Source organism: Mesorhizobium sp. M0074, assembly GCF_040322975.1.
Taxonomy (GTDB): Bacteria; Pseudomonadota; Alphaproteobacteria; order Rhizobiales; family Rhizobiaceae; genus Mesorhizobium.
Genome location: NZ_JAMYUM010000016.1, coordinates 41,293 through 62,178, shown reverse-complemented (window position 1 = coordinate 62,178; position 20,886 = coordinate 41,293). Strand labels below are relative to the sequence as shown.

21 protein-coding genes and 1 pseudogene are annotated in these 20,886 nt (G+C 61.0%); 7 read left to right on the top strand and 15 right to left on the bottom strand.

Annotated elements, in window-relative coordinates:
• Nucleotides 1-2 precede the first annotated feature (2 nt).
• The 6 genes from NKJ73_RS21325 to NKJ73_RS21300 form a co-directional block, all read right to left on the bottom strand.
• Complete coding sequence (locus NKJ73_RS21325; protein WP_352455571.1) at nucleotides 3-434, bottom strand: potassium channel family protein; 432 nt, start codon at nucleotides 432-434, stop codon at nucleotides 3-5.
• Nucleotides 435-496: 62 nt separating this feature from the next.
• The gene (locus NKJ73_RS21320; RefSeq protein ID WP_352455633.1) at nucleotides 497-829 is read right to left on the bottom strand and encodes a DUF779 domain-containing protein; all 333 of its coding nucleotides are present in this window, start codon (nucleotides 827-829) and stop codon (nucleotides 497-499) included.
• 68 nt (nucleotides 830-897) lie between these two features.
• On the bottom strand, nucleotides 898-2,415 hold the full coding sequence (gene adh / locus NKJ73_RS21315; RefSeq protein ID WP_352570951.1) for an aldehyde dehydrogenase: 1,518 nt from the start codon (nucleotides 2,413-2,415) through the stop codon (nucleotides 898-900).
• A 145-nt stretch (nucleotides 2,416-2,560) separates the two neighbouring features.
• The gene (locus tag NKJ73_RS21310) at nucleotides 2,561-3,529 is read right to left on the bottom strand and encodes a helix-turn-helix domain-containing protein (protein WP_352570970.1); all 969 of its coding nucleotides are present in this window, start codon (nucleotides 3,527-3,529) and stop codon (nucleotides 2,561-2,563) included.
• 422 nt (nucleotides 3,530-3,951) lie between these two features.
• The gene (locus NKJ73_RS21305; protein ID WP_352455573.1) at nucleotides 3,952-4,131 is read right to left on the bottom strand and encodes a YdhR family protein; all 180 of its coding nucleotides are present in this window, start codon (nucleotides 4,129-4,131) and stop codon (nucleotides 3,952-3,954) included.
• Between the two features lie 66 nt (nucleotides 4,132-4,197).
• Nucleotides 4,198-5,076 (bottom strand): GNAT family N-acetyltransferase, encoded by an 879-nt coding sequence (locus NKJ73_RS21300; protein WP_352455574.1) that lies wholly within the window; start codon nucleotides 5,074-5,076, stop codon nucleotides 4,198-4,200.
• A gap of 242 nt (nucleotides 5,077-5,318) precedes the next feature.
• Here NKJ73_RS21300 and argE point away from each other — a divergent pair, with 242 nt between their 5' ends.
• The 5 genes from argE to NKJ73_RS21275 all read left to right on the top strand — a co-directional run bounded on the left by argE (nucleotide 5,319) and on the right by NKJ73_RS21275 (nucleotide 10,463).
• Complete coding sequence (gene argE, locus NKJ73_RS21295; protein ID WP_352455635.1) at nucleotides 5,319-6,443, top strand: acetylornithine deacetylase; 1,125 nt, start codon at nucleotides 5,319-5,321, stop codon at nucleotides 6,441-6,443.
• A 16-nt stretch (nucleotides 6,444-6,459) separates the two neighbouring features.
• Nucleotides 6,460-7,383 carry a 2-hydroxyacid dehydrogenase gene (locus tag NKJ73_RS21290; RefSeq protein WP_352455575.1) on the top strand — a complete coding sequence of 308 codons (924 nt, stop codon included), beginning with the start codon at nucleotides 6,460-6,462 and terminating at the stop codon, nucleotides 7,381-7,383.
• A gap of 14 nt (nucleotides 7,384-7,397) precedes the next feature.
• The gene (locus tag NKJ73_RS21285) at nucleotides 7,398-7,754 is read left to right on the top strand and encodes a cupin domain-containing protein (RefSeq protein ID WP_352455576.1); all 357 of its coding nucleotides are present in this window, start codon (nucleotides 7,398-7,400) and stop codon (nucleotides 7,752-7,754) included.
• A 171-nt stretch (nucleotides 7,755-7,925) separates the two neighbouring features.
• Nucleotides 7,926-8,969, top strand: a complete 1,044-nt coding sequence (locus NKJ73_RS21280) for a tartrate dehydrogenase (protein ID WP_352570949.1) — start codon at nucleotides 7,926-7,928, stop codon at nucleotides 8,967-8,969.
• An 18-nt stretch (nucleotides 8,970-8,987) separates the two neighbouring features.
• A complete protein-coding gene (locus NKJ73_RS21275; RefSeq protein ID WP_352455578.1) occupies nucleotides 8,988-10,463 on the top strand; it encodes an NAD-dependent succinate-semialdehyde dehydrogenase in 1,476 nt (491 codons plus the stop codon).
• Here NKJ73_RS21275 and NKJ73_RS21270 read toward each other — a convergent pair.
• From NKJ73_RS21270 to NKJ73_RS21260, 3 genes and pseudogenes are all read right to left on the bottom strand, one after another.
• Nucleotides 10,460-11,541, bottom strand: a pseudogene (locus NKJ73_RS21270) (IS630 family transposase). The gene NKJ73_RS21275 and the pseudogene NKJ73_RS21270 sit on opposite strands and share 4 nt — an antisense overlap.
• Nucleotides 11,542-11,750: 209 nt before the next feature.
• Nucleotides 11,751-12,626: an MBL fold metallo-hydrolase gene (locus tag NKJ73_RS21265; RefSeq protein ID WP_352455579.1), complete on the bottom strand. Its 876-nt coding sequence runs from the start codon at nucleotides 12,624-12,626 to the stop codon at nucleotides 11,751-11,753.
• 305 nt (nucleotides 12,627-12,931) lie between these two features.
• The gene (locus NKJ73_RS21260; RefSeq protein ID WP_352455580.1) at nucleotides 12,932-13,621 is read right to left on the bottom strand and encodes a haloacid dehalogenase type II; all 690 of its coding nucleotides are present in this window, start codon (nucleotides 13,619-13,621) and stop codon (nucleotides 12,932-12,934) included.
• Between the two features lie 427 nt (nucleotides 13,622-14,048).
• Here NKJ73_RS21260 and NKJ73_RS21255 point away from each other — a divergent pair, with 427 nt between their 5' ends.
• Entirely contained in the window at nucleotides 14,049-15,425 is a 1,377-nt protein-coding gene (locus tag NKJ73_RS21255; protein WP_352455581.1) for an aspartate aminotransferase family protein, read from the top strand.
• A gap of 349 nt (nucleotides 15,426-15,774) precedes the next feature.
• Here NKJ73_RS21255 and NKJ73_RS21250 read toward each other — a convergent pair whose 3' ends face one another.
• The 6 genes from NKJ73_RS21250 to NKJ73_RS21225 all read right to left on the bottom strand — a co-directional run bounded on the left by NKJ73_RS21250 (nucleotide 15,775) and on the right by NKJ73_RS21225 (nucleotide 20,226).
• Entirely contained in the window at nucleotides 15,775-16,101 is a 327-nt protein-coding gene (locus tag NKJ73_RS21250) for an HVO_A0114 family putative DNA-binding protein (RefSeq protein ID WP_352570968.1), read from the bottom strand.
• 4 nt (nucleotides 16,102-16,105) lie between these two features.
• Nucleotides 16,106-16,645, bottom strand: coding sequence for a ribonuclease toxin HepT-like protein (locus NKJ73_RS21245; protein ID WP_352455582.1), 540 nt, complete (start codon nucleotides 16,643-16,645; stop codon nucleotides 16,106-16,108).
• Entirely contained in the window at nucleotides 16,632-16,952 is a 321-nt protein-coding gene (locus NKJ73_RS21240; protein ID WP_352455583.1) for a nucleotidyltransferase domain-containing protein, read from the bottom strand. Before NKJ73_RS21240 ends, NKJ73_RS21245 begins: the two co-directional genes overlap by 14 nt.
• A gap of 303 nt (nucleotides 16,953-17,255) precedes the next feature.
• A complete protein-coding gene (locus NKJ73_RS21235) occupies nucleotides 17,256-17,732 on the bottom strand; it encodes an Lrp/AsnC family transcriptional regulator (RefSeq protein ID WP_352455584.1) in 477 nt (158 codons plus the stop codon).
• A gap of 10 nt (nucleotides 17,733-17,742) precedes the next feature.
• Nucleotides 17,743-18,816, bottom strand: coding sequence for a tartrate dehydrogenase (locus NKJ73_RS21230; protein WP_352455585.1), 1,074 nt, complete (start codon nucleotides 18,814-18,816; stop codon nucleotides 17,743-17,745).
• An 84-nt stretch (nucleotides 18,817-18,900) separates the two neighbouring features.
• Nucleotides 18,901-20,226 (bottom strand): NAD(P)/FAD-dependent oxidoreductase, encoded by a 1,326-nt coding sequence (locus NKJ73_RS21225; RefSeq protein ID WP_352455586.1) that lies wholly within the window; start codon nucleotides 20,224-20,226, stop codon nucleotides 18,901-18,903.
• A gap of 156 nt (nucleotides 20,227-20,382) precedes the next feature.
• Here NKJ73_RS21225 and NKJ73_RS21220 point away from each other — a divergent pair, with 156 nt between their 5' ends.
• Complete coding sequence (locus NKJ73_RS21220; protein WP_352455587.1) at nucleotides 20,383-20,568, top strand: hypothetical protein; 186 nt, start codon at nucleotides 20,383-20,385, stop codon at nucleotides 20,566-20,568.
• The last annotated feature ends 318 nt before the right edge of the window (nucleotides 20,569-20,886 follow it).

The window sequence follows — 20,886 nt, the reverse complement described above, 5'->3', positions numbered from 1 at the left end:
GTTCAGAAATGCTCGCCGGCCTTGAATGGGCCAATGCGGGTGCCGGCCGCGATCAGATAGGCGGTCGACCAGCCAATCAGAAGAAATCCGTTCACGCCCTCTAGAGCCGCGAGGACGCGCCATGCGTGAGCGGGCACAATGTCGCCGTAGCCGACGGTCGAGAAGGTGATGGTGGAAAAGTACAGCGCGGTTTCGAAGTCAGCAAAGATATCGAGCAGCCGGTATAGTCCTGCCCAGAGCCACACCTCTGCGGTCATGATGGCAAAGAGCCCCATCACCACGCTGATCATCGCAACGATGCGGCTGCGGCGCCCGTGCATGCGAAACCGGGCGACCAGGTGACCCATCACATGTGTGACCACGATCAGACCAAAGGTGTGAACCAGGACCGTAAGGCTAATGACGACGGTGCCGATGAGCAGATTGAGGATCATCTTCGGAAGGTAGAGATTGCTGCGGTGCCTTCCTTGCTCGAAATCAAACCGGCAGGTTTCGCCTATGCGGTGCAGATTGTCGACCGGGTCAGGAACCGCTTCTCCCGCCCGTTATCCAGCGAGAACATGCCACCGCGACCCGGCACCACGTCGATGATGAGATCGGTATGTTTCCAAGCCTCGAATTGCGACGCACCGATGTAGAACGGCGCGTCGCCGATGTGGCCGAGCAGCACGTCCTGGTCGCCCACGATGAAGCCGATACGCGGATAGCACATCGGCGAAGAGCCGTCGCAGCAGCCGCCGGATTGATGAAACAGCACCGGACCGTGCTCGGCGACAATCTCGGCGATCAGTTCGAGGGCTGCCGGTGTCGCTGTGACCTTCGCTCGCATCATGTCTTCCGATTTCCAGCCTTTGGCGCGGCCCCTCGCGGAGCCGCGCCTGTGGGTCAAAGCGGCGATCAGAAGAAGCCGAGCTTTTTCGGGCTGTAGCTGACCAGCATGTTTTTGGTCTGCTGGTAGTGGTCGAGCATCATCTTGTGCGTCTCGCGGCCGATGCCGGACTGCTTGTAGCCGCCGAAGGCCGCATGCGCGGGATAGGCGTGGTAGCAGTTGGTCCAGACGCGGCCCGCCTGGATCGCGCGGCCGAACCGGTAGGCGCGGTTGCTGTCGCGTGTCCAGATACCGGCGCCGAGGCCGTAGAGCGTATCGTTGGCTATGCTGAGCGCTTCGTCGTCGTCCTTGAAGGTCGTGACCGAGACCACCGGTCCGAAGATCTCTTCCTGGAAGATGCGCATCTTGTTGTGGCCCTTGAACACCGTCGGCTTCACGTAGTAGCCGCCGGCGAGATCGCCGGGCAGGACGTTGCGCTCGCCACCGGTCAGCAACTCGGCGCCTTCCTGGCGGCCGATGTCGATGTAGGACAGGATCTTTTCCAACTGCTCGGATGATGCCTGGGCACCGATCATCGTTGCCGGGTCGAGCGGATCGCCCTGCACGATCGCCTCGACACGCTTCAGCGCACGTTCCATGAACCTGTCGTAGATCGATTCATGAATGAGCGCGCGGCTCGGGCAGGTGCAGACTTCGCCCTGATTCAGCGCGAACATGACGAAGCCTTCGATCGCCTTGTCGAAGAAATCGTCGTCTTCGGCGACAACGTCCTTGAAGAAGATGTTGGGCGACTTGCCGCCCAGTTCCAGGGTGACGGGGATCAGGTTCTGGCTGGCATACTGCATGATCAGCCGGCCGGTCGTCGTTTCTCCGGTAAAGGCGATTTTGGCAATGCGCGGCGACGACGCGAGCGGCTTACCGGCTTCGAGGCCGAAGCCGTTGACAATGTTGAGCACACCGGGCGGCAGCAGATCGCCGATAAGATCGGCCCACAGCAAGATGGCAGCCGGGGTCTGCTCGGCAGGCTTCAGCACGACGCAGTTTCCGGCGGCAAGCGCGGGAGCAAGTTTCCAGCAGGCCATCAGCAGCGGGAAGTTCCACGGGATGATCTGGCCAACCACCCCGAGCGGCTCATGGAAATGATAGGCGACGGTATCGTCGTCGATCTGCGAAAGGCTGCCTTCCTGGCCACGCAAGGCGCCAGCGAAATAGCGGAAATGGTCGATGGCCAAAGGCAGGTCGGCGGCGGTCGTTTCGCGGATCGGTTTGCCGTTGTCCCAGGTTTCGGCGCATGCGAGGAGATCGAGGTTTTCCTCCATGCGATCGGCGATGCGATTGAGGATGAGTGAGCGCTCGGCCACGCTGGTGCGCCCCCAGGCGTCCTTGGCGGCATGGGCAGCGTCTAAAGCCGCCTCGATGTCCTGGGCATCCGAGTGCGCCACCTCGCAGAGCAGCTGACCATTTATCGGCGAGAAGTTCTCGAAGTAACGGCCCGAACGCGGTTCGGCCCATTTGCCGCCGATGAAATTGCCGTAGCGCTTATCGAAGGGCGCCTTGACCGGGCGTGAGAATTCTACCTTGTTCATGTGTCTTCCTCCGCAAAGCTGGCGCCGCGGAATGCGACGCTTCGGGAAGACACTTGCGATCTCCCACCGCTATTGCCAATGCGCCGGGGACAGTGGGCGGGCGGGTGTGTCGCAGAATTGCGACAGTCATGCGACGTTTCAAAAGTCAGTGGGACCTGTGGACGTCCAGGCGGTTGAGTTTGCGGTGAAGCGTGGCGCGACTGATGCCGAGCGCATGGGCCGCGGCCGAGACATTTCCGTCTGCCCGCGCCAGCGCCCGCTGCAGAACGCCGCGCTCCGCCTCGGCGAGGACTTCGGGGCGGCTCTCGGCCCAACCGAGCAGATCGGCCGCAGGCATCGGCTTGTCGAGACACTGTTGCGTAATTCCAAGCGCCAGGCGAGCCGAACGGGTCGCGCCGACCACAAGGTCGTCCGCATCAACCGCGATCAACGCGCCGGAACCCCTGTCGGGCACCGGCGCCAGCAGAATGCGCGCCTTGGGGAATGCCATTTTGAAGTTCTCGGCCTCGATCCGACGCGCCGCGTCGACGACGGCCATGGAAATAAGGTTGGAGAAGACCTCGGTCAGATCAGCCCGGCAGGAAGACACGTCAAGGGCAGCCGCAAGGTCTCCACGGTGATCATAAATCGGAGCCGTGGTGCAGCTCAGCCCGGTGTTGCGCGTGTGAAAATGCTGATCACGGTGGATCGTCAGGACGCGCTGTTCCACCAGACAGGTGCCGATACCGTTGGTGCCCTCGCTCTCCTCGTTCCAGACGGACCCTGTCCATAACCCCCAGGAACGAAACGTCTCGTCGTCCACAGGCGCGCCGCGCCGTTCGACCGGCACGCCGTCGCGATCGGCGAGCAGGACGCAGCATCCAACGCCGCCCACCGCAAGATAGAGCCGGTCCAGGCTTGATTGAGCAACCCGGACGAGCGGCCCGATGCGTTGCCGGGCCTCTCCCAATTCCGCCTCTGTCAGATAGCGTGGGGGGCTGCAATCGGCCGGATCGAGCCGGTGCAGACTGGAAGACCGTCGCCAGGAAGCGACCAGCGCGGACTTCGCCGCCGCGTCCGAAGCGATCGCGGCCTGAACGCGGTCGGCGTGATGACCGGATAGATCCTCACCCATGCTTGTCCTCCCAGAACCCCAGCTCTCTTCCTGTCGGCTACTAGACCACGGCTGCTTCAAGGCAAGCTAACGCTGGTGTCCTGCCAAGTTCCGCTTTCGATCACCGCACTGTCAATTCGACAGAAGAACCAGACATCCGCTATGTTTTCCTGTCAGTCAGTGACGTTGGCCAATGGTAGTCGTCCTCGCCTGTGCCCCCACACACACTCTCTCTCTTCCAGGCAACTGTTCGGCTGATCCCCGCAAGCCTACCGGTATGAACTGGGCATTCATTGATCCATAGCAAAGACGGCTGACCATAATCAGCTGCGGGATCGTGCGGAACAATACGGGAAGCTTTCTGATTGTGGCCTCCAAAAACCCAACAAATCAACCTTTCGGCACATCCTCCGGGCCCACCAAATTATTACATATCTATCGGCTTATCGTCCACGGGTGGCCATCGACAGCCGTTCGTTGACAGCGTACGAGCGAACGCCGATATCGGCGATACCGAAACAGTTCAGGTGCGCGGAATGTTTCTCGGTATACGCTTGCGCGTGCTCGACGCTGTCGAACAAATAGACCCGCCCGCGACATCTCGATCGGGCGCCTCGGTCCACACTTCCAGATTAGCCCGGGCTCATTGATTCTCTGACGGCTGGTTGAAGGCGACAGTATGCTTGCATTCAGCTCAAGGCGTGGCCGGCCAATCCATAGACCCAAGGCCCATTGTCTTGCCGGTTCAGGAAGCGGCGCCCTTTGGACATGGTCGTAACGGTCTCGGCAATGCCGAGGCCGCTCTGCTGGAGAAACGCGGCAAACACGCCATCCTTCTCGCGGGTGTCGACGCGGGCGAATCGTCCTGCCAGTTCCTTCAGATGCAGGGCTGTAAGATGGACCGCGTCGAGATCGTTTCGCGCGACCATGGGGCCGATCACGTGACCACGACCGAACTCGCGACACATGGAATAGCCGACGATTTCGCCGCCGCGGCTCAAAGTGCAGATTGAGGCATCCACTGCGAGCAACGCGAGCAGCCTCTCGCGGTTTATCCCTAACGCGCGCGTATCCAGCGGCGTGATGTCCTTAAGTCTGTCGCTCGACAGCGCCTGCAATTCACCGTTCAAGGCCGGCATAGCCGGGAGTGTTTGTGGGACCTCCCCCTGGCGCTGGTATACGATCGCCTCGGTCGTGAAGCCGAGTGAAACGTAGAGGGGGTAGGCAGCATGGGTCGCGTTGAGTGCCAAATTGCGATCGCCGCACTGCTCAAGGACTAGGTCCATGAGCCATCGGCCGCCTCCTTGCGTTTGTGTGCGCGGCGTTGTGATCACCAGGCCAATGGTGGCAAAGTCGTCCCCGTGGGGAAACCACATCGCGCTCCCGAAAACGCGTCCAATACCATCAACGGCAACAATGCCGCGTCCGGCACGGCGCAGAAAGTCCCAATCCTTCGGCCGGTGAGGCCAGCGGACTGAGATCGACAGCGCGTGCAGTAGCTTGACGTCGACATCATCAATGTCCCGCGCGACCAGTTCGAAGGATTTCAGGCGTACTGATCTCTGCATCTCAATCGATCCGCTCCTTCAACGAATGCGCAAGGCACGCGGTGTTGATCCTGTCATCGATCGCCATGTCGCGACATACCTCTTTTGCCGCAGCATTATACGGGAAAGCCAGCAGGTTTCGCTGGTTCGAGGTGCTTTTTCGCAATCTTCGGCCAAAGCACGACGCAATTCGGCAGGGAACACTGCTGCCCGCGGATAGGCTGGTTGCACCCGGTGATAGTGTGCAAGCAGAGCGGACCGCCATGAACGTGGAAGAAATCCTCGCGACCCTGGTTGCATTTCCCTCTGTTGTGGGCACGCCAAACGGCGCGATCGTCGATTGGATCCGCGACTACTGTCAGGCAGCCGGAGCCGAGGTGACGGTTCTCCCCGGTCCCGAGGGCGACCGGTCCAACCTTTTCCTCACGATCGGCCCGCGCCAGGGTCGGGGCTACATCATCTCCGGGCATATGGATGTCGTCCCGGCCAGCGAGCCGGAATGGAGCTCGGACCCGTTCGTTCTGCGCCGCGAGAGCGGCAGGCTTTACGGCCGCGGCACCTCCGACATGAAGGGCTTCCTCGCCTGCGCATTAGCGGCGCTCCCAGGACTTGCGGCGATGAACCTGCGGCAGCCAGTTCACCTCGCATTCTCATATGACGAAGAGGCGGGGTGCCGTGGTGTGCCGCATCTCCTAGCCGCGTTGCCGAGCTTATGCGAGAGGCCGCTTGGCGCGATTGTCGGTGAGCCGAGCCGGATGCAGCCTGTGCGCGCGCACAAGGGGAAGGCCGCCGCGCGACTCGAGGTGATCGGGCGATCCGGCCATTCCTCACGCCCCGATCTCGGACTCAATGCCGTGCATGCCATGGCCGGCGTCATCGCGCACGCCGTGGCCTACGGCCGATCCCTCGCCGACGGGCCGCTCGATCAAAATTTCGAGCCCCCTTATTCTTCCTTGCAGGTGGGCGTCATCGCCGGTGGACAGGCGGTCAACATCATCCCTGGCCACTGCACAGCCGATATCGAGGCGCGTGCCGTGCCCGGCGTTTCTCCAGCCTCCCTGCTTGAGCCGGTCAAGGCCCGGCTTTTCGCCCTGCGAGACAGCGGCTTCGATGTGACGTGGCACGAGTTGAGCACCTATCCCGCCCTTGCGCCCGCCAACGGGAGCGCGCTAGCGGCCGTTCTGACGGAGCTGACGGGGCAGGAGCCGCTGACAGCTGTGAGTTACGGCACGGAGGCCGGACTTTATCAGCAGGCCGGCATCGATGCGGTCGTTTGCGGACCCGGCGACATCGGCCGTGCCCATCGTACCGACGAATATATCGAGATTGGTGAACTCGCCGCTTGCCGGAAGATGATCGAGGGGCTCGGCGCGCGTCTTGCGGCCTGAAGGAAGGGCGGTCACCATGGCGTTTCTTTTCAATTCCGATACGGCGCGTGCTGCGGTCTTCCGCGAGACCTTTGCGCGCCAGCTCCCGGATCTGGAATTCGTCCATTCCGGGGACGAGATGGAGCCGGAGAAGGTGCGCTATCTCATCACCTGGACGGTGCCGGACGAGATCTCGCGCTACCACAATCTGGAAGTGCTGTTTTCCATCGGAGCGGGCGTCGACCAGTTCAAGCAGGACGTGGTGCCAAGCCATGTGAAGCTCGTGCGCATGGTCGAGGACGGCATCATACGCATGATGCAGGAATACGTCGCGCTCGGCGTGTTGGCGCTCCACCGGGAGATGCCCGCCTATCTCGAGCAGCAGAAAAGATGCCTCTGGCAACCGATTGCCGCTCGACAGGCGGCCGAACGCCGGGTTGGCTTCCTCGGCCTTGGGATGCTGGCGCAGGCGGCTATCGAGCGCTTGAAGCCCTTCCGGTTTCCGCTTGCCGGCTGGAGCCGCAGCGAAAAGCGGATCGAGGACGTCGCCTGTTTTCACGGCACGGACCAACTCGCGGGCTTTCTGAAGCAAACGGATATTCTCGTCTGCCTGCTTCCGCTCACGGAACAAACGCACGGCATGCTCGATGCAGAGTTCTTCGACTTACTGCCCGTCGGGGCGCAGCTGCTGCATGTCGGCAGGGGTCCGCAACTGGACCAGGCCGCGCTGATCAACGCGCTCGACACCGGTCACGTATCTGCGGCGATGCTTGATGTCACCGATCCAGAACCGCTCCCGGAAGACCATCCGCTGTGGTCGCATCCGAAGGTGATGATAACGCCGCACATCGCCTCGGTGACGCAACCGCATACGGCGGCACAATCCGTCGTTGACAACATCCGGCGCCACCGCGCCGGAGAAGAACTGATCGGCCTCGTCGATCGGACACTCGGCTACTAACCAGGAAACATCACATGTCACTTCTGATCACGATCGACACAGTTCCAGACTTCGCGCCGAAGGAGGCACTACCGGCTCCGGAGCGGCTCATTTCCGGCAATCCATCCTTCAAGACCTGGGCGCAGGATGCCTCGAAGGGCGAAAAGGTGCTCACCGGTGTCTGGGAGGCGACGCCCGGCGAGACGCATTCGATCAAGGGCACTATCTACGAGTTCTGCCACATAGTTTCGGGTCTCGTCGAAATCAAAGAGAAGGGCGGTGAGACCAAGACCTACCGCGCCGGCGACAGTTTCGTGATGAAGCCTGGTTTCGTCGGCGTCTGGCGCACTATCGAGACCGTGCGCAAGATCTACGTCTGCGTTTACGACTGAGTTCAGCGCTCAAAGTCCCGCCGAATAGCGCGCGGAGGCTTCAGAACAATCGGCTTTTCAAGTTCCGCCTGACGCGATTCGACGCCGTCACACGGCTCATCCTCGACGGAAAATGCGGCAGGCGGTCGACTATTCTTCCGATGACGTTAGTGCGAATGAGGACCTCCATCAATGAAGACCTACAAGATAGCGCTCATCCCCGGCGACGGCATCGGCAAGGACGTCACGCAGGCGGCATGGCAGGTGCTGCAGGCGGCGGCTAAGCGGGGCGGTTTCGCCCTTGATGACACAAGATTCCCGTGGTCGTGCGCCCACTACCTGGAGACCGGTGCAATGATGCCGTCAGACGGCATCGAGACACTTCGAAAATTCGATGCTATCTATCTCGGCGCTGTGGGCTGGTCCGCGGAAGTGCCCGACTCAGTATCGCTTCACGGACTGCTCCTGCCGATCCGGAAAGGGTTCACGCAGTACGCCAACATACGACCGCACCGGCTGTTGCCGGGCGTTCAGGGGCCGCTCCGCTCCGATGGCTTCGATATCCTGTGCATCCGCGAGAATACGGAAGGCGAATATTCCGGCGCCGGTGGGCGCGTTCATTCCGGCACGGCCGATGAGGTCGCGGTTGAGACTGCGATCTTCACGCGTACGGGTGTCGAACGGATCATCCGTTTCGGTTTCGAACAGGCGCGGGTGCGTCGCAGGAAGCTCGCATCTGTCACCAAATCCAACGCGCAGAAACACACCATGGTTTTCTGGGATGAGGTCACGCGCGAGTTGGCAAAAGACTATGCCGATGTGGAGGTCTCGCACTACCACATCGACGCCATTGCCGCCCGCATGGTCCTGGCGCCGGAAAGCCTCGACGTAATCGTCGCATCGAACCTTTTCGGCGACATCCTCACGGATATTGGAGCGGCCATTCAGGGCGGGCTGGGTTACGCCGCCTCCGCCAATATCAATCCCGATCGCAGCGCGCCTTCCATGTTCGAGCCGGTCCACGGTTCGGCGCCCGACATCGCGCATCTCGGTGTCGCCAATCCGATCGCCGCGATCTGGTCCGGTGCGATGATGCTCGAGCATCTGGGCGAGGGGCAGGCTGCGGCCGAAGTGATGTCGGCAATCGAGTCCGCAACCGCGCGGGGGATTGGCACGATCGCGGGCAAGGACAGGACTGAAACAATCACGCAGGCCGTGCTGGCACGATTGAGCTGAAAGAGCAGAGGAAAGACCATGAATGCGATGACGAAGATTGGCATGTTCAACGATTCCGACCTTTTCCGCCAGCAGGCGCTGATTGGCGGTGTCTGGCGGGATGGCGAAACGAAGGGCGTGGTCGATGTCATTGACCCTGCCAGCCAAAGTGTTCTCGGCACCGTTCCCGCAATGGGCGAGAACGAGACGAGAGCGGCAATCGCTGCCGCGGCTGAGGCCTTCAAAAGCTGGAAGAAGAAGATCCATGCCGAGCGTGCAGGACTTCTGGAGCGCTGGCACGACCTCATTCGCCAGCACGAACAGGATCTCGCGCTCCTGCTGACGCTGGAACAGGGCAAGCCGCTTGCCGAGGCGGTGGCGGAAATCCGCTACGGCGCATCTTTTGTGAAATGGTTTGCGGAGGAGGCGCGCCGGATCGGTGGCTCGACCATTCCGTCACCCACGGCCGATCGCCGCATTCTGGTGCTGAAAGAACCCGTCGGCGTCTGCGCCATCATCACGCCGTGGAATTTCCCCAACGCGATGATCGCACGCAAAGTAGCACCGGCGCTGGCCGCAGGTTGTACGGTTGTCATCAAGCCGTCGGAATTTACGCCATTCTCGGCGCTGGCGCTCGGCGTTCTGGCGGAACGGGCAGGTATCCCTGCAGGCGTGATCAACATTGTGACGGGCATGCCCGTCGAAATCGGCAACGAACTGATGGCCAATCAGACGGTGCGGAAGATCTCGTTCACCGGTTCGACCCGGGTCGGTGCGCTGCTCATGCGTGGTGCGGCCGATAGTATCAAGCGGCTGAGCCTGGAGCTTGGCGGCAACGCACCCTTTATCGTCTTTGACGACGCCGATCTGGATAAGGCAGTTGAAGGGGTGATCGCATCCAAGTTCCGCAATGGCGGTCAAACCTGCGTCTGCGCGAACCGGATTCTTGTGCAGGAAGGCGTTTACGACGCGTTCGCCGAAAAGCTGAGCCAGCGCGTCACGCGGATGAAGGTTGGCGCAGGGACCGACGAGGGCACTGAGATCGGCCCGATGATCAACGCGGCCGCGATCGACAAGATCGAGCGTCACATCGCGGATGCACGGGCGAAAGGTGCGCAGATCATCGCCCAAAGCGAGACGATGCCGGAGGGTAAGCAATATGCACGGCCCGTCGTGCTGGGAGAAGCTACTACGGGGATGCTCCTGGCATCGGAAGAGACGTTCGGTCCGGTGGCGCCGCTTTTTCGCTTCGAGACGGAGGAAGAGGTCATCGCCATTGCGAACGGTACGCCGTTCGGCCTTGCCGCCTACTTCTACACCGACAACCTCAAGCGTTCATGGCGTGTTGCCGAGGCGCTGGAGTTCGGTATGGTCGGGCTCAACACAGGCATGATCTCGACCGAGGTTGCGCCTTTCGGCGGTGTCAAGCAGTCCGGAGTGGGGCGCGAAGGATCGCAGCTCGGCATCGAGGAATATCTCGAGGTCAAGGCGCTTCATGTTGGCGGGCTTAACTAGTGGATGGAATCTAACGCTTGGTGCCCGCGTTTGACGGCGGCAATGATCTTGTCGGGGTCCGGCGATCCAAGAGAAGGGTTTGGGTTGCTGGTTGTGCTCTGCGAGGAAGCGGTTGATTGCCGCTTGGAGGTCGACAACGGAATGGAAGACGCCGCGCTTGAGGCGACGCTTTGACAACTTGGCGAAGAAACCCTCTCCCGCGTTGAGCCACGAGCACGACGTCGGCGTGAAGTGGAAGGTGAAGCGCTGATGGCGGTCGAGCCAAGCGCGCATCTTGGGGTGCTTGTGGGCGGCGTAGTTATCGAGGACGACGTGGACGGCCTTGCTGGCCGGCATTTGCGCCTCGATGGCGTTGAGGAAGCGGATGAACTCCTGATGGCGATGCCGCTGCATGTTCTTGCCGATAACGGTGCCGTCGAGCACGTTGAGGCGGCAAACAGGGTGATCGTGCCATGCCGCTTGTAGTCGTGGGTCATGGTGCCGAGCCTTCCCTTCTTCATAGGCAGGCCGGGCTGGGTGCGGTCGAGCGCCTGGATCTGGCTCTTCTCATCGACCGACAGCACGATGGCGTGAGCCGGCGGATCGACATAGAGGCCGACGACGTCGCGCAGCTTGTTGACGAACTGGGGATCGTTGGAGAGCTTGAACTGGCGCCAGCGGTTGAGCTGCAGCCCGTGCGCCTTCCAGATGCGACGCACAGCGCTTGCGCTGATGCCAGCCGCTTGCGCCATCATGTCGGCGGTCCAGTGCGTCGTCTCGCCCGGCAGCTTGGCAAGCGTCAGCGCCACCACGCGCTCGGCCACCTCGGGTCCGAGAGGCGGAATGCGCGAGAGGGCCGCGTCTTGTCGCGCAACAGCCCCTCGAAGCCTTCAGTGGCGAAGCGCTCCTGCCAGCGCCACACGCAGGTCTTCGATTTGCCGGTTTGCCGCATGATCTCGACGGTGCCGGTGCCGTTGACGCTCAGCAGGATGATCTCGGCGCGCCAGACATGCTTCTGCGGCGTATTGCGATCCCGGATGAGCGCCGTCAGTCGCTGGCGATCGGTTGGCGAAACGGTGAACGATATTCCTGCGCGGATGCAACAGACTCGCATGCGCACTCGTGAAAAGGAATCCCACCCCACTCTTATGTCACGCCCTGTCCGACGCCGATGCACATCGTGGTGAGCGCGAGCCAGCCTTGCATTTGCTAAGCCTCCAGCGCGGCCCTCCCGGCGATCCGCGCGCCGGACATGCCGAGCGCGATCGCCCCCGCCGTTCGGGTTCGCGTGGTCGGCGTCCTCGGCGATTACGGCGGCTGATGATCCTCGAACCAGAATGATGACTGGCGTCGCGAGATTGTTCCCACCGACGGCAAGGGAAAATGCGATGTCATGACGATACGTCCATTGTCCGAGCAAGCCTCCAGGAATGCCCACCGCGTCCGACGTGCCTGGTCAGGGTCCGTGTCGTACCGAAAGCTCCAGTCGGGGTATAGGCATTGCATCGGCCAATGCATGAGATCGCCGGAAAACACTGCCCCTACGCCTCGAGATCTCAGGCCGATGGCTACGTGCCCCGGGGTGTGGCCCGGCGTCGGCTCCAGCCACACTTCGCCATCGAGTTCATAATCCATATCGACAAGCACAGCCCGACCAGCCTCGACGATTGGCAGCACATTGTCCTGATAGGTCCGTTCGTCGGCATCGCCGGAGGCGGCCTGTGCGGCCTCGAACTCGCGCCGCGCCATGATGTAGCGGGCGTTCGGGAATGTCGGTATCCAACGCCCGTCCACCAATCGTGTGTTCCAGCCGCAATGGTCGATATGAAGATGGGTGCACAGCACATAGTCGATCTGCTCGGGAGCAACACCTGCATTCGCCAAGCGCGCCAAAAAGGTGCCGTCATTGCGGCGATGCCAATGCGGGAAGTATGCGCACGTCTTGTCGTTGCCGACGCAACTGTCGACCAGAATGGTGTGGTGGCCGGTACGAACCAGAAAACTCTGGATGGGAAGAATAAGCCGGCCGGTTGCCGGCGATATCAATCGGGGCGTGAGCCAATGAAGATGCGGTTCGAGTGCTTCGTCGGTGCAGTCGGGGAACCATTCCGACGGCGTCCCCAGAGGGTCGCACATCTCCAGAATTCTGGTTACCCAGATATTCCCGATTCTCCAATCGTCCATTGATGCGATCCTTCTTCGATCGAGGACGGATCGCTAGAGATAACATTTGCGGCAAGATGGCGTCAGACATTTCTTCCGATAGGAAGACGGAGGCGCTCGCGATGTGGCCGCGCTTACGATCGGGTACCAATCGTTAGATCTTAACCACTAGTTATCTTGCAAGCAGGTGGAAACACTTGCAGCCCCTAAAGCGTTGGAACAACAAAGAAGGGGGCGTGAAAACCGTCCCTTCTCTATTGCGACCAGTGAGCATTAGCGTTTTGGGAGCGCCTCAGTCTGGTGCGACTGCGCCAGCAAACAAACGTTCAGGCGAATTCCCGAACGGGCTCCAGTCCGACGGCGCCGGCCAGACCGCCGATATCCTTGATTTCGGTATATTCGTAGAAGGGGTTCGCAGGCTCGTGGCCGCGGTTCACCCAGACCTTGCTCTTGATACCGAGATCACAGGCGGTCATGAGATCGTAGCGAAATGAGGACGACACGTGCGTAATGTCCTCCGGGCCGCAGCCGAGCTTCTCGAACATATATTCGAAGCCCTTCATCTGCGGCTTGTAGGCGCCCGTCTCTTCGGCCGTGATGACCATGTGGAAGGGTGCGCCGAGTTTCTCCACGTTCGACATGATCAGGCTCTTCATGGAGTTCGACAGGATCACCAGCGGAATCTCCTTGGCGACCTTGGCCAGGCCCACCGGGACATCCGGGTGCGGACCCCATGTCGGCACTTCCGCATAGATGCGCTGGGCATCCTCGGGCCGGAATGCGACGCCGTTGCGCTTGCAGGTCCGTTCCACGGAATTGTGCACGACCTCGCTGTACGGCTTCCAGGCGCCAAGGACCTCATCGAGGCGATAGGCCGAGAAATCCTTGATGAACTGCGCCATCCCAACTGGGGAGAGCTGGGCACCATATACGCGTCTCGCCGCGCCGGCCATGTCGAAGTTGGTCAGTGTGCCGTAGCAGTCGAAGGTGATGTATTTCGGTCTGAACTGGGTCATGAGCGTCGATCCTTCCAATCCTGTCGGCACTGCGTGCCTTTAACAGCAAGGATCATAATGAGGACCGGAGAAGACTAGTCGCCGCATTCGATGCGCCCTGAAGCAGATTGTTTTGTATTGCGTGAGAGCTTTGGCAGAGAGTTGCGCCTGAGTTCGTTTCGAGCTTCGGCGGGCGCGCGATCTCTCAGCCGTGCGTGGCATAAGATGCGGTGTCAGCGGCAAAGGAAAGTCAAAACGCCTATCGCTCAGGTTCTGGTCGGGAGGAACTGCTGCCCGCGGCAGCCTATCTTGGACCTAGAGAATTCAGGCCCGGAATGAACCATGACCGCGCAGCAGATCACGCTGGAAAACGAGCTGAAGGACGAAACCACACCACACCGGACTTATGCTCTCGTCAGTCGGGCCCTGCGCTGAATCGGAGGAAGAAATGCTGGCAAACTCACTGATCGAACTCGATCGCGCACATCTGGTTCACCCGTTTTCATGCTATCGGAGCCACGAGGACACGGGCGTGCGGGTGCTCAAATCCGCCAAGGGCGCAACCGTGACCGATGCAAGCGGGAAAACCCTGCTGGACGGATTCGCCGGTCTATGGTGCGTCAACATCGGATACGGCCAGGAAAGCGTCGTTGAAGCAGCCGCAAAGCAGCTAAGAGAGCTTCCCTATGCGACGGGATATTTCGGGCTGGGATCCGAGCCTGCCATTCGCCTTGCTGCCAGGCTTGCCGAACTGGCGCCCGGCGATTTGAACCATGTCTATTTCACGCTTGGCGGCTCCGACGCAGTCGACAGTACGATCCGCTTCATTCGCTATTACCACCATGCCAAGGGTACGCCGCAAAAGGACCAGTTCATCTCGGTCGAGTATGGCTACCATGGATCCTCGACGGCAGGGTCAGGTCTGACCGCGATCCCGGCTTTCCACGCCGGTTTCGGCGTGCCATACGACTGGCAGCACAAGATTCCTTCGCACTACGCCTATCGCAATCCGGTTGGTTCTGACCCGCAGGCGATCATCGATGCATCGGTCGCGGCGCTGCGGGCCAAAATCGCGGAACTCGGCGCCGGCCGCGTCGCGGCCTTCTACGCCGAGCCCATCCAGGGTTCGGGCGGTGTCCTCGTTCCACCGACAGGTTGGCTGAAGGCTCTGCACGCCGTGTGCAAGGAACACGACATTCTGTTCGTTGCCGACGAAGTCATCACTGCCTTTGGCCGTACCGGCCCCCTCTTCGCGTGTGAGGAAGACGAGGTCGTGCCGGATTTCATGACCACGGCGAAGGGACTGACCTCGGGCTACGTGCCGATGGGCGCCGTTTTTATGTCGGCCCAGGTGTACAATACGATCGCGGACGGAGCCGGCAAAGCGGCTGTCGGCCATGGCTATACTTATTCGGCCCATCCCGTGAGCGCGGCGGTCGGGCTCGAATGCCTGCGTCTTTATGAAGATGGCTTGCTCGAGAATGGGCGCAAGGCGGGCAAGCGCCTGATGGAAGGCCTTCGCTCGCTCGCCGACCACCCGCTGGTGGGCGACATTCGCGGTCGCGGCATGCTGGCAGCAATCGAGTTGGTCACCGACAAGGCACGCAAGACGCCGCTGCCGGTGGCGGCCGATCCGGGGCGCCGCATCTTCGAGCGCGCGTGGGCGAACGGCCTTGTCATCCGTGCCTTCAACAGCGGCATTCTCGGCTATGCGCCGCCGCTCTGCTGCACGGACGACGATATTGATGGAATCCTCGAACGCACGCGGATGACGCTGGACCAAACCCTCGAAGACAAGGATGTGCGGGCAGCGATGAAGGGCTGATCAGCGGGCGCATTGCATCGACCAGGGCTAAACTCACGCCGTCCGGGTCTTTCGCATGTTTCCCGGCCTAAGTATCAGGCCGGACGCTTCTTTCTCCGCTATACGAACGGCTCCGAGAACGACATTCAACGCCATGTGGCCCGGCCCAAGATTTCCGGCGAAACCCGCTTACAGGCAGGACGCGCCTGTCGTGATATCTTCCTGGGCCAAATGAAAACCGCTAAAACCTCCGGCCCTCCTTTTGGGACTAGCTTGGCGATCGGCTCGGCGTCACCGAGGCTTCACCTCCAATACTTGCCAAACCTGGTCAGCGGCGGTTTCGCATCCCACTTATCGACTTTTGCCCCTGTCACCCATCGCGCAGCAAAGATGATGGTCCGGCGATTTGTCTCCACGAATCGTCGACCTCGCATCGGCCATTCTGAAGCTCAGCGAGGTCGATCGTGACTCGTTGCACGGCGAGTTCGGGTCTCTTCGGCCTGGAGCCCGCCATTGAGACAATTCCCGCCCGCTCAAGGGCCGCCAAGGAGCGGGATACGTTCGGCTGCGGACGCGCCGCCAACCTGCACAGTTCCGTGATGCTTTGCGGTCGATACCGATGGATCAGCGCCACCAGCCGACAATTCTCAGGGGTCAACGCCCGCAGAACCTCTTCCGGCGCGCACGACTGAGCCATTGGTTCAGGGACCACCAGATGCCCCGCCGCCTGAGCCGTCGCCGCCGCCATCACTGTCGTGCGTGTTTTCCTCAGTAAGGGTGCTTTCCAAGTAAACAATGGCCTCGACGAAAGACGGAAATGCCTCTTTTACTCTGTCGAGGCTTTCCTGCACCTTGTCTGTTTTCAGGTCAAAACCGTACCGATGCCTCACCAGGTAACGGAATCCCTTTAACTCACTCAAGGACTGATAAAGCTCGGGGTCGAGCACAGCCGGCCGGATGCCTGCAACTTCCGCCGACATCTGATCGAGCACGTCCTGGTGCATGGTAGGCCCTTGGGGAACGAGGCCGTCTATGTCGTTGGAGAGGCTGAGCAGGATGTCCTCGATGCCGTTGTAGACATCGTGGACTCCCAGCGAAACTGCTGCGACCGCGCCCCATTCGCCGCGTGACAGCTCACTCCGATGAGCCGCCAGACATTCCTCGATTTGCTGCAGTTCCTTCGCAGCGCGGTCGATTTTTGGCGACAGTTTTGCGAATGCCGGATGCTTAAACGCTGTCATTAAGCAATTCCTGCACTCGTTCGGCCGAAACGTCTGAGGCAAAGATCAGGTCATAAGGAATGTTCGTTCCCCGAAGCTGGTCTGCGACCAAGCGCTCTACCATGGCCCGGCGCGCGGGATCAGTGCGTCCGTTCACCAGCAGATCTAAGTCCGAGTGGACGCGGAAACGGTTTTTCGCGAGGGATCCGACAACGGAGATATCGACGCCGCGGGCTTTGGCGTTCCGGAGAATACGCGATACACAGGCTTGCGCGGTCTTCCGGCGATCGTCAGCTCTTCGGTGGATCAAAGTTTTGATCTTGTTCATCTTTTCGCCTGTTGCCTTTGGTGACCCGAGGCGCGATTGTCGCAACTCCGCAAGCTGTGCGTGCTACCTGCCTATATATCATTGTATGATATATTCAAGCCATTTGACGAGGACAAGGCGAAAACAGGCGTTCGCTGGAAATGTCCAGATGCAGTCGAAGTTTTAGGCTAAGCGCCGTTCAGGCGAGTGGCAATGACGGCCTCCGCCGAATCGTGACACCGTCATTCGACAAATGCCGCGCGCGCAACAAGATGGAGCTTGGCACGAGCGCCGCCGCTTGAGGACCGAGCCGGAGCAGCTTTCTCATTTGTCGAAAATGATGTCGAGAGGCAAATGGGATTTCACGATCGGTGACTTCAGCACGACGAAGCTGAAATATTTGTCGATTCCGATATCCAACTCGATCATGCGCTCCATGATCGTCTGGTACTCGGTGATGCCCGCTGTGACAAACTTCACAAGATAGTCGTAGCCGCCTGAAACCAGATGGCATTCGATGACAGAATCGACTTTCTGAATTGCGGTGAGAAATCTCGCGAAGTCGTTCTGTTGATGGTGCTTGAGCGTGACTTCGGTGAAGATCGTTAGAGTCTGTCCGAGCTTGGACACATCGATCTGGGCGGAATAGCCGGTGATGAAGCCTTCCGCCTGAAGTTTCTTCACCCGCATCAGGCAAGGGCTCGGCGAAAGGTTGACCAGGTCGGCAAGCTCGACATTCGTGACCCGCCCGTTCTTTTGCAGTTGGGATAAGATCTTGATGTCGATCCTGTCGAGCTTCATTGGAAACCTGTCACAGGTTCGAACCGCGGATCGCCCGACAGACGGCGTCCGTCACCTCCTGCGTGGTCGCTGTCCCTCCTACGTCCGGCGTCAGCACGCCTTCACTCGTCACCGCTTCCACAGCGCTCATCAACCGCACCGCCGCTGCGCTCTCGCCCAGATGTTCGAGCATCTGGGCAGCGGTCCAGAAGGTGGCGACCGGGTTGGCAATACCTTTACCGGCGATGTCGAATGCCGAGCCGTGAATTGGCTCGAACATCGAGGGATAGCGCCGCTCGGGATCAATGTTGGCGGTCGGTGCAACGCCGAGACTGCCCGCGAGCGCGCCTGCAAGGTCCGACAATATGTCGGCGTGAAGATTGGTGGCGACGATCGTATCGAGGCTCCGAGGTTTCAACGTCATACGCACTGTCATAGCATCGACTAGCATCTTGTCCCACGCGACGTCCGGGAATTCCTGCGCCACCTCGGCTGCGATTTCGTCCCACATTACCATGCCGTGACGCTGCGCGTTGGATTTCGTAACAACTGTCAGGAGCTTTCGCGGCCGTGACTGCGCCAGCCGGAATGCATAGCGCATGATGCGGGTGACGCCGACGCGCGTGAAGATCGCGACCTCGGTTCCGACCTCCTCGGGGAGTCCGCGATGGGCGCGGCCGCCGTGGCCCGAATACTCGCCCTCGGAATTCTCCCGCACGATCACCCAATCCAGATCGCCAGGGCCAACGCCCGCCAGCGGCGAAACAATCCCAGGCAATATCCTGGTCGGCCGCACGTTGGCGTACTGATCAAAGCCTTGGCAGATCGGCAGCCGGAGGCCCCAGAGCGTGATGTTGTGAGGCAGATCGGAGGCGCCCACCGCGCCAAAGAAGATGGCGTCGAAGCGCTTCAGTTGCGCCACCCCATCTTCGGGCATCATCCGACCGTGGGCCTTGTAATAGTCTGAGCCCCAGTCGAAGTGCTGGACGCGGAGCTTGAAGTCGCCGCAGCGCTGCTGCAGCGCCTCAAGCGCCTGGAGACCTGCGGCAATCACCTCTGGGCCGATCCCGTCGGCAGGAATGGCGGCAATCTCATATTCGCGCATCGTCACTTCCCTGTTTTTTGGTGCTGGCCGCCTCGTGACCTCAATCTCGTGTGCGATCGATTGTATGTTGGCAAGACGGTCTTCTCAGAATTCAGCGACCTTGCCCCACGCAGCAGTCTTCAGGCGCTCGGGCCTATAAGGACGCGGATCGACGATAGGCTCGCTGCCTGTAATGATGTCGGCGATCATATGCCCCGCGCCGGGGCCAATCCCGAAGCCGTGACCGCTGAATCCCGCCGCCAGGATGAAGCCCGGAATCCCCTCCACTTCGCCGACGGCGGGAATGCCATCGGGTGTACTGTCGATATAACCCGCCCACACATCGGAGATCGCGACGCGTTGGAGTTCGGGGATCAATTCGCAGGCTCTTCGATATGTCAGCCGAATCTGTCCCATGTCGGGCTTCGGGTCGAGAATGCGGTTCCGTTCCATTGGCGTGATGTCGTCGAGGGCCCATTTGCGCAGGCTTTCATGGCCTTGACGCCAGCCCTCTAAGGCGCCCGGGGCGAGATTGCGCCAGCGGCGGGCGAACATAGGTACAAACTCGCGGCTGAACCTGAACTGCTGCGGCGTTGGATCGACACGCGCCCGCCCGCTGATCGCCAGCGCGTATCCACCGTTGCTACGCCGCGTCAGAGAGACGCGCGCGGTATGCAGGGCATCCGGCAGGCTGTTTGCGCCGGGTGCCACGGCCAGAATGGACGAACGCACGGCAGCTTGCGGAAAACGAATACCGAGCTGGTTGCAGAAGGAAGAAGCCCACGCGCCTCCGGCCATGACAACGGTCTTTGTCTGGATGGGGCCTGCTTCGGTCACCACAGCGCTCACCCGGCCGGCGCTCAACTCGAGCCCGCGCGCCGCGCAGTGCTGATGTACGGTGCCGCCCGCTGCCATGATGCCGCGCGCGGCAACCGGCACTGCCTTGGAAGGGTCCGCCGTTCCGTCAGTTGGCGAGAACACGCCACCTTTCCATTTGCGGCCCGTCGCTTTGCCCCGTTCGGTGGCTTCTTCCGCGCTCAGCATGTGCGTGGTGATCCCGACCGTTCTCGCAAAATCGCGCCACTTCGCCCAGCCTGCCAGCTCATTTTCGTCTTGTGAGAGATAGAGGAGCCCGCAGCGGCGAAAGCCGGTGTCTTGGCCGGTCTCCTGTGCCACCTTCTCCCAGAGATCGAGGCTCTTGGTTGCCATTGGCAACTCGCGCGCATCGCGGTTCTGCTGGCGGCACCAGCCCCAGTTGCGGCTGGACTGCTCGGCCGCGATGCGCCCCTTCTCGACCAGGGCGACCTTGAGGCCGCGGCGCGCCAGATAGTATGCGCTGAACACGCCCACCACGCCGCCGCCGATGACGACGACGTCCGCCTCGCGAGGGAGGGAAGGGCTGCAGTCGATGTGCATGAGCGGCGCGGGCATGGATGGGACTCCGGTAATTTGAAGCAGCCTAACCTGCCGCCCGCAGAGGCAGGCTGCGGAGTTTGTGCCTGGACGGAATTTCCTGCGTTTAGCAGCCTCCAGGACAGGCAATTATTGCGCGAAAAGCTCGCTGCCAGCCAAGCAGGAGTACACTTCATGCAGTCGCGTCATCTGCGGCATGGGCGGCACACGGCGCAGTTGTCGACCATGATCGGCAGCGCCTTTGCCCACATTGCGATGGGCCGCACGGTCACCAATCCGCTCGGCGGCAGCCTGGACATGGTGCCGATGTACACCGGAAAGCCTTGGTCCTATTCCTCATGGGCGCGTATTGCCGGGTGAAGGATATGGTTGCCTGATCCCGGTTTCCGCGTCGAAACGGGAACAGAGTGAAATGCCGAACTGGATGTTCTTTTCAGAAGTTCCTGCCGCGCGAGGGCCAAGTTTCGAAGACTCTGCGGAAACAGAACAGTCAAACTGGCTGGAGAGCGGAGCAACCCTTCCTTATGGCAGGCAGGCTCCAGAGGACATTCGACAGGCAAGGCTTGCCCCTTCGGAGAGTTCTCCAAGAAAAAGGGAACAGAGTCCGGTACACGGACCGGATTTCATAAGGGAGCCGCCAGGATGAGCAGAACCCGTCTCTCGCAGCCTCAGCGCGCG